This window comes from Ruminococcus sp. (assembly GCF_017650195.1).
Taxonomy (GTDB): Bacteria; Bacillota; Clostridia; order Oscillospirales; family Ruminococcaceae; genus Ruminococcus.
On the sequence record NZ_JAGCFH010000321.1, the window covers coordinates 1 to 12,505 of the forward strand.

Annotated in this window: 10 protein-coding genes; 2 read left to right on the forward strand and 8 right to left on the reverse strand. The window is 38.0% G+C overall.

Translation table 11 applies throughout. The features are described 5' to 3' along the window. The first annotated feature begins 253 nt into the window (after positions 1–253). Both J6U00_RS14300 and J6U00_RS14305 read left to right on the forward strand, forming a co-directional pair. Positions 254–1,843 carry a S41 family peptidase gene (locus J6U00_RS14300; protein ID WP_296582962.1) on the forward strand — a complete coding sequence of 530 codons (1,590 nt, stop codon included), beginning with the start codon at positions 254–256 and terminating at the stop codon, positions 1,841–1,843. A 29-nt stretch (positions 1,844–1,872) separates the two neighbouring features. Continuing rightward, positions 1,873–2,076 carry an IS3 family transposase gene (locus J6U00_RS14305; RefSeq protein WP_296582964.1) on the forward strand — a complete coding sequence of 68 codons (204 nt, stop codon included), beginning with the start codon at positions 1,873–1,875 and terminating at the stop codon, positions 2,074–2,076. Positions 2,077–2,466: 390 nt separating this feature from the next. On the opposite strand, the gene J6U00_RS14310 is transcribed toward J6U00_RS14305, so the two are convergent. The 8 genes from J6U00_RS14310 to J6U00_RS14345 all read right to left on the reverse strand — a co-directional run bounded on the left by J6U00_RS14310 (position 2,467) and on the right by J6U00_RS14345 (position 12,302). Then, the gene (locus tag J6U00_RS14310; protein ID WP_296582966.1) at positions 2,467–5,694 is read right to left on the reverse strand and encodes a dockerin type I repeat-containing protein; all 3,228 of its coding nucleotides are present in this window, start codon (positions 5,692–5,694) and stop codon (positions 2,467–2,469) included. 563 nt (positions 5,695–6,257) lie between these two features. Next, complete coding sequence (locus J6U00_RS14315; RefSeq protein WP_296582969.1) at positions 6,258–7,487, reverse strand: hypothetical protein; 1,230 nt, start codon at positions 7,485–7,487, stop codon at positions 6,258–6,260. Next, positions 7,488–7,805, reverse strand: a complete 318-nt coding sequence (locus J6U00_RS14320; protein ID WP_296582971.1) for a hypothetical protein — start codon at positions 7,803–7,805, stop codon at positions 7,488–7,490. Then, positions 7,802–10,186: a VirB4-like conjugal transfer ATPase, CD1110 family gene (locus tag J6U00_RS14325; protein ID WP_296582973.1), complete on the reverse strand. Its 2,385-nt coding sequence runs from the start codon at positions 10,184–10,186 to the stop codon at positions 7,802–7,804. The genes J6U00_RS14320 and J6U00_RS14325 overlap by 4 nt, the downstream gene beginning before the upstream one ends. Further along, complete coding sequence (locus J6U00_RS14330) at positions 10,164–10,481, reverse strand: PrgI family mobile element protein (protein WP_296582974.1); 318 nt, start codon at positions 10,479–10,481, stop codon at positions 10,164–10,166. Before J6U00_RS14330 ends, J6U00_RS14325 begins: the two co-directional genes overlap by 23 nt. An 11-nt stretch (positions 10,482–10,492) precedes the next feature. Then, on the reverse strand, positions 10,493–11,611 hold the full coding sequence (locus tag J6U00_RS14335) for a type IV secretion system protein (protein WP_296582975.1): 1,119 nt from the start codon (positions 11,609–11,611) through the stop codon (positions 10,493–10,495). Between the two features lie 13 nt (positions 11,612–11,624). After that, on the reverse strand, positions 11,625–11,861 hold the full coding sequence (locus tag J6U00_RS14340; protein ID WP_296582977.1) for a hypothetical protein: 237 nt from the start codon (positions 11,859–11,861) through the stop codon (positions 11,625–11,627). Positions 11,862–11,936: 75 nt separating this feature from the next. After that, complete coding sequence (locus J6U00_RS14345) at positions 11,937–12,302, reverse strand: hypothetical protein (protein ID WP_296582978.1); 366 nt, start codon at positions 12,300–12,302, stop codon at positions 11,937–11,939. Positions 12,303–12,505: the final 203 nt, after the last annotated feature.

Below are 12,505 nucleotides of genomic sequence, written 5' to 3' on the forward strand. Positions count from 1 at the left end.
CTCATTGTTTTTTTGATAGGATTGATGTATAATAAGAATAAGTATTTGATTCGGATCAACTTTATTAAAACTACTAATATGGAGAATGACAATGAATATATTAGCCTCAATTATTCTTATGATAGTCAGCACTGAAAAATGGACAAAGCTTATCCTACTGTTTACGCTTATATGGTTTATTACAACGCCGATAATCAAGAAAGTCACAAAAAGCAGTACAAAGAAACGTCTGATACGAGGGTGTGCAGGATTTTTGCCATTTGTATTATGTATCATCTATGCGGCTATGAATATACATCCTGCAACCTACCAGTATTTTATTATGAGGGGAGGCTTGCTTTGTCTTATACTGTTGATGTTGTCGGTAACGATGTGGATTCCTGACAGCAAAAAAGAAGGAAAATTCCATATCTCAAATGTAATAAAGGGCTTAATGGTGGGCGGCGGAGTTATTACATATTTTGTTGCTATCATCTTATTAGTGCAGAATACTTACGTTACTGACTATTCAGAGCTTGGATGGGCAGAATCCTTTTCTTGTATGATAGATTCAATGTCAGAAAGCTACGTCAGCAGGGATTATAAAAATATCAACTTTGAAGAACTGAAAGAAAAATTATTACCTGTGGTTGAAGAAGCAGAGAAGAATAATGATAAAACAGCATTTGCAAAGGCACTTTTAGAGTATCAGTATGAGTTTTATGACTCACATATCTGGTTCGAACAAAACAGAGACGTTTTATATCGGGCAGAGGAAGAACTTTCCGGAAATGATTACGGGCTGAGTATGTATAAGATAAGCAACGGAGATACCATTGCAATTATGGTCAAAAAAGATTCGCAGGCTGAGAAGGCAGGTATCCATAATGGTACTGTAATCAAAAAATGGAACGGTGTTGATGTTAATGAGGCAATGCTTGATGTACGATGTCTTGATTATTGGTATCAGTTTGAGGTGTTAGAAAATGAAGCCCTGATGAAGCCTATATTTCTTGCAGGCCAGGGCGGAGAAACCGTTATTGTAACTTTTATTGCGGATGATGGCAGTACCAAAAGTGTTCATCTTGATTCTATTGGAAGCTATAAAACAAGGGAATCGATAGTGCTGAGCCGTTTTTACAGTATAAACAGAATTTCAGGTGAAAATTTTTCATGTAGAATGCTGAATGATGATACAGGTTATCTTCGAATAACAAATGAGCATTATGGAGATCATATGGACGACATTCTTACATATTGCATTGGTAAGCACAAAAAAGTTTATGAAGAACTCAATGCCAAGTTACAGGAGCTTTCAGACAACGGCATGAAATACCTTGTTATAGACCTGAGAAATAACTCCGGGGGATATGTGCAGGTAGGCAATGCAGTGGCGTCCTTGTTCGCTGACAGAAAACTGACAAATAAAGCAGCCATTGAAAGATATGGTCATATCATACCGATGAATACATTTCATACTTTTGATGAAGGAAAATGGAAGGAATTATCTGTTGCAGTGATTGTTAATGATGCTACTGTCAGCGCGGTTGATGATCTCACACATCTGTTGTCTCAATGTCCGAATGTAACTGTAATGGGAATCACTTGTTCCTCTAATTCTGTACAGACAACAGGTGGGGTATGTTACCTTTCAGATGATATGTTTGAGGTACATTGTCCCATAATCTACTCCCTTGATGAGAATAATGATATCCTTGAAGTAACTGCTGAACGTCAGGCAAAAGTTGGGTTGGATTTAAGAATACCGGTGGATTATGATGCGGCTATGATGATATTTAGTGATTCAGAAAATGACTTTGAAATTGAATTCGCCATAGATTATTTGCACCAGTATCAGAATTAAAATATTCTTCTTGATATGACAACGCTCGCATGGAGAGCTTTTTCGCCACAGTGAAAAAAGAAAAGCTGTATCAGATACCTACATACCGAATGAAACGTGAAGAGGTCAGAACAGTCATCTTCCGATACATCTTCGGCTACTACAACACCCAGAGGATCAACAGCTTCAATGCAGGTGGTCTCCCACCTGTGGCACTAAGAACTTCAACAGGGCTGTCTCATCACGCTGCCTGATATCTGCCTATCCAAGATTTTTGGTATTCTCCGACTGCACATTTCTTGACAATTCCAAAACTCTATATTTCATTTTTATTTGTACCAAAACAACGCAGGTTAAGAGGAATAATCATTGTGCTTCTTCATAGAGATAAATAACAAGTATTTAAACGTGAATCTTGGTTTGTCTTTATCAAACGTGTTACTTTAGCACCATGTATAAATCCGTTAACAGATTGTATGATTACAGTTTCTGCGTGTATTATCATATATGTTCGGAGTTTTACAGTTGTGATAAAAACAGCTTCCAAAGGCGTAAATACGTCATTTGGAAGCTGCTTTTTTATCTGAATAGTAATTCTTTTAGATGATATAACCAACCTGCTTTTAATAATAAACTTCCTATTATTATACTGGCAGATCTGTTATTATTCCGAGTAGGTATTTCTGTATGCAAAGAGCGTCGTTTGAAGTCAGTCCCTTTATTGTACTGTCAACATCTGCGTTATTGAGCCCCTGAGTAGTAATACATAGTTTCGAGCTTCCGTTAAGACCGTATTTATCAGGATTTGCCAGTGCCTGCATTATAAGCACAGCATCTGCAAGGTCTACAGTACTGTCACAGTTAGAGTCACCATAGTTTGTAGCTTCACTGTATTCCTTTTCGTTTATGAAGAGAAAGCAGCATTTTTCCGCCATCTGACCGTCCTTTACAGTTATGTTCAGCTCTCCGTTGGCAGCAATCCTGTAGTCTGTAATCTGATTCATGGCAGCTTTTGTTTTCGGGTAGCTTTCGTCCGGCAGATTATAACCGAAGTAAGGGGACACGGCTTTTACAGTATATTCGCCGTCGGGGAGAAACATTTCTCCCGCAGCGTTTCTGTATACGACATTGCCATCGGCATCATAGATTTCGAGTAGGAATTCGTCGTATCCCATGAACCTGTAGTTCTTATACGAAATATAATTTTCCTTAGGACGTTCCTCCGAAATGTCAATAGCTTTTATGTAAACATTGGTGTTTTCAGACCTAAACGCATAAAGTGTTATGTCCTTTGTTTCATTAGATGCGTCAAAGCTGAAATATACATCGTTTTTGCATATATAACCGCTAGGAATGTCAAAGAGCGACAATAAATAGCTTTGACCTGCGTAAAGACCTCTTACACATCCGATATTGTAATCAGACGAGTTCCATCCGGCAACGGGGATATTATAGTCGCTTCCGTTCAGATATACATTGCAATGGATATTAGGAATGTATTCTCCTGTCTCACTGTCAATAACTGAAACATTTACACAGCAGTTGTCGCCTTTGTCATCGTTCTTTGAATGCTTAGGAACTAGCTTTATATAAACATCATTATCGTCCTTGGGATAAAGCGTGAATGAAACTTCAAATAATGATATACCGTCGGCGTACAAACCTTTGTCTGGAGAGTATTCAAAGAAGAAGCTGCTGTTATACTGAGCAGGAGAATAGACTTTTATATTGTATGTTCCGTTGAGGTTCTCAAGGGTTATATCATCGTCTTCGTTCGTGTTGTATTCCATCTCTCGCGGCGTCCGGTAGGCAAGCCCTTCATTGACCTTGCAAATCACGTCCTTTGGAGTTTCGCCTGTTTCAGAATCAATAATATGTATCCTCAGCTTTGATTCCACGTCTGGCGTTTCTATACCCTCTTCAAAGCAGAAGCAGATATCCTTGTCGGGGATTCCATCACTTACGGTGAGATTTATCTTGTTACCATCTGGTATTACCTCGTCGGGCAGGAGCTCCGCTGCTCTCTGAATTCTTTCTTCGTCCGTGGAAACGGGCTTGTAATCCGGAAACCCAGTGCTCTTTTCCGTAGTTGCTTCAATTATGTATTTCCCGTCGGGAAGGTAAATGCTGCCATTTGCGTTTATTGTATCTTGAACGAATAAGCTGCCGTTTTCGTCGTATACCGTTACCGTGACGGGCTTTCGCATCTTCCTTATACCGTAATTCTTTGCATTGTCATTGAAAAGGAAGCCAGTCCAGTCGTTGGCTGTTATCGGAACATTTGGTTCAATACCGGCTTTCCTTGCTCTTATTGTGATATCCTTTTTCTCACCGTCATTGTCAAAACGGAAGCTGTAGGAAGTTTCACATACGTATTCCTCTGGGACATTGCTGAGCTCCAACCGGTAGTTTACCGAATCGCGGAGTTCGTTGAAGGACTGTGATGTTGAATCGGAGGTGTTCCATTTTCCGACGTTTATTCTAGTAGTACTGCCTTCAAGCGTGAGTCTTGCATTTACGTTTTCTATATTCTCGCCTGTATCCATATCCACAACGGATATGTCAGCCGAGCAGCTGCCTTTTGTCGGATACTCTTCTTCGGGCACAGGAATAAGTTTTACTGTGATATTCTTCTCGTCTTCATCGAGAACATTGAAGAATACTGAGCCGCTGTCAGTAAAATCAAAAATGACGCCGTCTTCATGATCGCATTCCGCGATATAGTAGCCCCGATATTTTAAAGGGACTGAAAGGAACATAATCCGATAGTATGTACGTAAAGCAGGAACAGTTACCGTTTCGTCGGTGCCGGTCTCGAATAAAATACTCTTTTGTGGGAATAAATCAATATGTTCCCACAGTTCTGAACTGAAGGCCGTACTGTAACCGAATTCATCACTTCCAGACTCGGTCTCCTGAGAGTATGATTCGCCAAAAGCAGGAAAATTTTCGGGAAAATTCGGAGTACCGGATAAATATTCACTGTAATAGTTTACATAAAAGCTGATATCGTCGATATTCTCACCTGTTTGAGCGTCGATTACATTTATGCCGAGAGTCTGAGCTCTGCTGCCGTCATTTTTTTCAAAGTAGAAATCAAGATTGTTGTTTGGCTTGCCGTCCTTTACTTCAATGGGCAGTAAATTTCCGCCGGGCCCAGTACACCTGTAGGATAACGCAGGAATTACCTTGATACTGTACTTACCGTCGGGGAGGTATATGTCATTCTGTCCTTCCATAGCAGTTCTCGCAAAGAGCTCTCCGTTCTCATCATAGACATAGACGTACTGGAATTGTTCCATGAGCTTATCGCTGTCATAAGATTCCTTTTTTGTATCTGATGAAATACCGGTCAGGTCATGGGCTTTTATTTGTACATTTTTTGCAGCGTTTTTCGGATATGCTTTTACGACCAGCTCTTTTGTCTGGTTTTCACTGTCAAAATGAACGAAATAGCTGTCGATGAAAGTTTGCATACCCTGTACCCAGAATGAGAAGGAATATGTTATACCTGGGTACAATTCGTAAACCTCATCAGAGCGCTTTTCTTCTTTCCTGCCTAACGGATAGTTACCGTCGATGTATTCGTTGGCAATCTGATAATCGTAAGAGAAATATGCAGCCTTTTCACCTGTTGTAATATCAATGCATGAAATTTTCAGCGTACACGTACCGGTTTTTTGTACTGTGTGATCTACAAGCGATCCGGTATATATACTGATTGTTCTGTCGCTTTTTTCAGTGGACTCGTTCTGAGTATGTGAAGGTTCAGCACTGTTTGCTGCGGCTGTCCATGAGGGCAGTGCAGTGAGAGCGTTTGCTGCGGAAAGAACGACAGCTGCTATAGCGGTAAAAACCTTTTTGCGTATCATTGTTATACCTCCTTTTATTGCTTTATTATAAGCACTTGATTAATCGGTGTCTCCTCAAATTCGCTGTTTTTTATGAAATTTGTGCTCCCCAAACAAAGTCTGTGGCAATAACCGCAATATGGCGGTTATTGAGGACACACTAATTATAAATAAATTATATACTGCTTACAGCAATAAATCAAGTATTTTATTGTTGTATTTAATTGAATACTTTGAGGGCACTATTGCATAAAAAACAGGGACTTTCCAATTCGGAGAGTCCCTATTATTATCGTGTTTTCTGTACTGCCTATTTCTCAGGCCGTTTATATTCACTTATTAGCATATTGATTAGAACCTTTGCGACTTCGGTATCAGCTTCAGCAATACAATGGAGATATTTGTTGGTGAAACGATATCAGCATGACCGAGTTTTGGTTGAAATGTCTTAATACTTGCGCCGCCATAAATGACATGACTGAAAAAGATTTATCAGATGTTTCTAGAAATGTAGATACTTTATATTTTTGCAGACAATATAACACATCACTGTAACCACTAAAATAATTTGCTCAAAATAAACGCTATGCTCTAAGCTTTAACAATCTATGGACCTTTTTTACCCTGATAAGTTTCCTTTTGGGTCGTTTAGCTTTTTTCGCGTTTTTAGTGATGATATAGTTTTCAATTATATGTGTATAATCCGCCAAATTGCCCTCGACAGGTGATGTCCAGTTTGGACTGTCGAGAAGTCTGTATGCATTAATTCCGGATCTCTTCAACGCCTTGCTATACTTTAAGAACTTGCTTTGTGTAACTCTTGGGAAAAGGAATGTAATTGATCTTGCATATTCTTCTTCATTAAATTTGATAAAATTCACGACTTTGGCAATGTCCCATTCTGCAGCTGAAGCTAGCATGAGTTTTATATCGCATTCATCGAAGGCCTTGCGCTTTTCATCTTTGAGGAAAGAGAAATCGTATATGATAATACTGTATTCGTTAGCGATCTGATTACGCATTTCGTAAGGAAATACAGCGATACCGTTCATTATGAGTCCCCTTTTTGCATTGATAGGATTGATGTGATGAAATACAGCCAAAGCTTCAAATGTATCAGTATCAGCCATTATAATCGCCACTTTTTTAGCTTTTGACAACATAGCAGCAAATTCAAAGGCTGTATGTGTGCATCCAATATGATGCTGTAGTTGCGATATGCCGATTTTTAGACGTTCACTTTCATTGATTTCGGAGACTTCATATACGATGTTATCAATATCGAAATTATCGTGAGCTGTTACCGTTGGGAAATCAATAGCTAAAGATTCATAGCTTTGCTTTGTAACAGTTTCGGAGCAAGACAATTCCTCATGCGGTATCTCTTCATCTGGAGCCTTGAGCTTATCGATCAAAACATGAACATCATCTTCGGACATGGGTTCATCAATAACATTAATGACCTTTTTGGCGTCAGTATCAGTGACAATATCTGTTATGCCATTATTTATAAGCTGTTCTGAAAGTAACGTGAACTCGTTTATATTCTCGACTTTGCCATATACGTATATAATACGCATATTTGGCTTTCGCATTCGAAGAAAGGAAATACAGTCACTTACAGTGATACCTTCTTTTTTGGTAACATCGTCATAGACAACAAGCACATGAGGATTATGATGATCGGCGATCCTGCTCATTGTATTTCCCTTTAATATCGGTTCTATGCCGATAAGATTTATATTTGGATCTTTCTTTACAGCTGTTTTAAATGGTTTAATGTATTTCTTGTCACAAAGAAGAACGACATTCATTTAATCACCAAGCTTTCCCATTATTTTTTTTATATCGGCTAAAATATATCCTGCTTCTGTACCATCGAAAGTATCAGAACTGTCTGATGAAAAATAAATCAGATACAAATTGTTCCCAATAGCGAAGCGAGTAACGAATTTGCTGCCAGAGCTTTTATATATTGTCGTGCATGGCAGAGCTAAATATTTTTCAATGGCTGCGCTGTCAAGGAGGCTGCCGCAAAACTTTTCACCGTTTTTATATATCGATACAGTCTTGACATCAAATTCCATTTTAATATTTTCGGTAAACTGTTTTATGAGATTCTGTTCATTCATACTGCACCCTTCTCAGCAAGGCGTTTTTGATATTCGCTGAATTTAGTGGATATAGTTTCATATACCTTTCCTTGATCCTTTATTGTACCATCAAACGGAATAACTTTTTTGCCGCAGATAATGAGACCGGTTCCTTTTTTTCCTGTTTTCAAATATCCCTCCTGTGTTGGTGACAATTCAAAGAATTCGGATATTTCTTTCAGGTTTTCGGATTTCTGCTGCAAAAGAACTTTGAACTCAGCATTCTCAAGCATTGAACGTGCGTCGGGAGAACGAAGAACATCAATAATATTCTGGGTTATGCCTGTAGCAACTCCGCCGTGTTTTCTTATACGGCTATATACTTTTACAAAGAATTTACCGGACTGAGATGAGTTTTCACCGAACATTACCGAAAACTCATCACACCAGAGCCATGTTCTGATACCGCGCTTCTTATTTGAGATTACTCGCTGCCAAACGAATTCGAGTACTATCTGCAAGCCGACTGAACGCAGTTGATCACCCATGTCGGCAATGTCTATCACGAGGAATTTTTTCTGTACGTCGATATTTGTTTTATCAGCGAAATTCTTTAATGATCCTTTAACGTACAGCTCCAGTATAAGAGCAAGCTGTGATGCTTCTGGCTCTGGCTGTGATTTTAACAGATCATAGAGCGTAGTAAGTGTGGGAAGTTTGTCTTTATCTCTTCCTCCGTCTTGTTGAAATTCAAAATACGATTCGTGTATGCATCGGTCAAGAATTGATTTTTCTTCCGATGTAAGAGAAGTTCCCTTCATAGTCTCAACGACCGTCATTATAAATTCTGCCTTTATGGCAATAGCGTCTCTTCCTTCCTCAGAGAAAGAAAGATCAATATCAAAGATGTTATACTTTGTAGGCGAGTTAGGTGAAAGTTTAAGTATTTCACCGTTAAAAAATTCGCTCTGTGCAAGAACACCGTATTCATTTTCGGGATCGATGATTATCATCTCATCATTCGGGTATTTATTTCGGACTTCAAGCATTTCAAGTTTCTCAGTCATTGACTTGCCGGCACCTGATGTACCAAGTACATATCCGTTTGAGTTCATTTCCAAAGTGCGGTCAAGAATGATAGCTCCATTTGTTATCATATTGATACCGTAGAAAACGCCGTTTTCTGTAAAATATGTACGGTAAGAAAATGGGATTAGAACGGAGGCAGCGTCTGAAAGAAGATACGTACATACTGCTTTATTCAGGTGGTCAACTCCGAAAGGCAGAACACTGTTCATACCCTTTTCCTGCTGTCTTACAAGATAGTTTAGCTTGACCTGATGCTTTGCAGCCTTTGTCTTGATATATTTTGTGAGCTCCTCAAGCTCGTCCTTGTTTTCGGCAGAAAGAGAAATAAAAATAGATACTTCAAAAAGCTCTATTGTGCTTCCTGCTAATCGCTGCTGCAATTCTTCGAGCTCTGCAAGCTTGTCCTTTAGACGGAATGGAATGAAGTTGCCGCCTTTTTTGTGATTGTCCTCCATTCTTTTCTGTATCTGTGCCTGTATATTGAATATTTCCTGCCTTACCTTTTCAAGAGCCATTCCCTTATCGACTCTTGAAACATGCTTGGAAAGAGCGATTTTGAAGTTATTATCTATGAATTCAGACAGAAAGGTATCATCGAGCTCTCTGTCATAACTGTGTACATACATTATTCGTGTAAGAGATGGTCCTACCTCAGCTTCCTTGCCTTTAAATGCAAACATGGAAGGACAGATATAGTCTTTTAGTCTGTTTCCTCTTGAGAAATAATTTGAAGGGAGCATAAACTCTGATGTATCGAATGGGTGGTAATACTCATGCACTATCCTGAATACGTCCTCAGGCATCAGTTGGTACGTTTCGACGCCAAGATTAGAAAAGTATGTCTGTAATTCACGGAAATACTTAAAGAGAACATTCGCATTATCCACCTTTGTCAAAGGTTTGTATGACAAGGCAATGAGCATTATTTTTTTTGCACATGCCTGAGTTGACAGCTCTATTTTTTCTTCAAGAATGTCGTTGTAATAGTTATCATAAAGCTCATTTTCAATAGATCGGTTTTCAGGTATCATAGCTTTGCGGAGCTGTTCAGAATTAATGGCTGAATTCATTATGAATTCCTGATAATGAACATCTGTAGGAAGTGCGTTGAGGAGCTTTTGATAGCCTTCATATATATCTTCTTTTTCCTTGTCACGTAGGAGTGAATAATCGAGATTTTCAAATGAAAAGATCAAAGTATATCTGTCTTCCCCGACAAGGAAAATTCCATTTTCATATACTTCCCAGAAGGGAATAGTGTCCTGTGCGGTTTTGGGTATTTTCATTCCGTTTGAGAATAAAGAATTATTATTTTTCTTTTTGAATATCATTCATGTACACCCCTTCCTGCTTGTAATATCTTACATCCGCGCCTTTAAGTGTCTTTATCACAAACTGCATCAAGTTCATACCTTGTATGTTGATTACACCGAAACCGATAACTAAAGCAAGGAAAATAAATATTATTGTTGACAGAAGTATAAAGCTCATATATTTTCTTAACAGAACATACATAAGAATGCCTATTGCAAAAGCAATGCCGCCAGTGATCATTTGTTTAGGCGTCAGCCCAAGGCTATTATTAGTTTTTTGCATTATGTTTTTTGTGATTTTTGCTTTTATCATGTATTTATTCCTTACTTTATAAGATTTGTTAGTACCTTAGGTGGTTTTATCATAATAACGAATATTGCCAACATTATTATTCGATGAGGTATTATATTAAGCAGTGTTTTGCCAATAGCAGATAGTCCGTTCATCTGGAATGTTTGGTCTGTTGTCATATAATTCAGACAGATTACAAGCGGAATCGCCATAAACAATGTTTGGCAAGCGACAGGCAGAAATACCGAGATGAATTTTTTGAAATATTCCTTTGTAACATCTGATGAAAGGCATGCAAAGAATGCAGGAGCAACAGTTACAAGTATTGCAAGTTCTATTGTACGTATAATTAGTTTAATTACCAATATACATAAAGGAATAAGATATAAACCAATTAAACTAATTAGTGCAGCTGCTAAGCAGATGGCGATCAGCGCATCAATTATAGCTCCTATGATCGGTATATTACTATCCTGCATTTTTATTTCAAAGTTGGGAAGAATATCCCTTGTGAAATCAAAACCGAATAATATATCTAGCGTAATAGCTCCTATTATCTTAATTATTAGAATACATATTGTTGCACTGATATCGATTATGATTTTTGCCAGTAGCAGCCTTCCAAAAAGTCTTGCTATTCCTTTCATATTAAATACTTCATATTTTACTGTCTGCTCTATCAGATTTACGCCAAAGAAAAGAAGTACAAGACCGTATGCAAATATTTTAATAACTTCTGCGCATTTCCCTAAAGGTGTGCCTGGATCTGTTATTTGGTTTAAATCGATTCCAAATTCAAACTGGTTTACCTCTGAAGGAATAATTTCTTTAGCACCAGGGTCTGTTGTACATAGTAGAACTATAAACCATTTATATATTGTATTTACAACTTTGACAAGTGCATGGGGGAGTGCTAAAATTTTATCTAATATAGTGCCTGTTTTTATATATTCATCTTCACCAACAGGCTCATCTTCTTCATCTTGTTGACTGCCTCCTATACTATTTAAAAAATCAATTATATCTTGATTTGAGGCGACTGTAGTGACCTGTTCAGTGGCTTCAGCTTGTTCTTCCGCAAATGAACGAATCGGAATCATTGAGAAAAAACAAACAACTAAAGTTAAAAAGATAGGGAGTAGTTTCTTCATTATTATCACCATTTTATTTGAATATTTGTGCAACGGCAAATGTAGCGGCAAATAAAACTCCGGCAGCACTGAGAGAAAGAATTCCGTCTGTGAACGTTTTTGGGTTTTCGTCTGTTTTACCTCTTACTATATATACAAGTCCAACGCCGCCACCGATTACTAATATTAGGCATCGTGCGATCCACATTATTATATCGACTAATTCGCCTAACGAATCAGCAGCGATTATTAACATTGATAACGGTCTCATTAATAGTCTCCTTAATATTGCTGTGAGCTAAAAGAACAGATCACATACATATATTACTTATTATTTGAGTGAATCTTAGGGCTTGATGAGGCCTTCCATTACGAACGAAGCTGCAAAGCAAGCGCCTGTAACAACAGCTGCAATAATACCGGCGTTTCTATCACGCGGATTTTCGTCAGCCTGTCCCTGAACTATTTTAATAAGTGCAGGACCACCACCAGCGATAAGTATTATGATTCTGATTATCCAGAAAACAACAGAAACTATTGTGTTCATAGTTGATGTCTTTGAAATGCTGGAAGGTGTGTTGTTTTCGCTGTCGGCAAACGCGACCATTGCTGTAGAACAAATTGCCATGCAAAGAGTACAAAGCGTAATTGCTGCTTTGATCATTCTTATACGGATCCTTCTAGTATCTATCTTTTTGATTATATTCTTCATTTTGTTTTCCTCCATTAAATATATTTTTTAAACGGTTTTATTCTTTATATTATTAAAATTGGTTATGCTAAAGCAATGTTACATCACTGTCCTTCAAATACGATATTTATATTGATACATTTAAGTTGTACAGTAATAGTGCAACTTATTTTTTTGGTAAACTTGAAGATACTATTTTTGCGGTTTCAGAGACCACTTTTGCA

Excerpts from the sequence above, each read along its gene's own strand:
- J6U00_RS14330 (WP_296582974.1), bottom strand. The coding sequence starts at position 10,481 with ATGATAAAAGCAAAAATCACAAAAAACATAATGCAAAAAACTAATAAT.
- J6U00_RS14305 (WP_296582964.1), top strand. The coding sequence starts at position 1,873 with ATGGAGAGCTTTTTCGCCACAGTGAAAAAAGAAAAGCTGTATCAGATA.
- J6U00_RS14320 (WP_296582971.1), bottom strand. The coding sequence starts at position 7,805 with ATGAATGAACAGAATCTCATAAAACAGTTTACCGAAAATATTAAAATG.
- J6U00_RS14310 (WP_296582966.1), bottom strand. The coding sequence starts at position 5,694 with ATGATACGCAAAAAGGTTTTTACCGCTATAGCAGCTGTCGTTCTTTCC.
- J6U00_RS14325 (WP_296582973.1), bottom strand. The coding sequence starts at position 10,186 with ATGATATTCAAAAAGAAAAATAATAATTCTTTATTCTCAAACGGAATG.
- J6U00_RS14345 (WP_296582978.1), bottom strand. The coding sequence starts at position 12,302 with ATGAAGAATATAATCAAAAAGATAGATACTAGAAGGATCCGTATAAGA.
- J6U00_RS14340 (WP_296582977.1), bottom strand. The coding sequence starts at position 11,861 with ATGAGACCGTTATCAATGTTAATAATCGCTGCTGATTCGTTAGGCGAA.
- J6U00_RS14315 (WP_296582969.1), bottom strand. The coding sequence starts at position 7,487 with ATGAATGTCGTTCTTCTTTGTGACAAGAAATACATTAAACCATTTAAA.
- J6U00_RS14335 (WP_296582975.1), bottom strand. The coding sequence starts at position 11,611 with ATGAAGAAACTACTCCCTATCTTTTTAACTTTAGTTGTTTGTTTTTTC.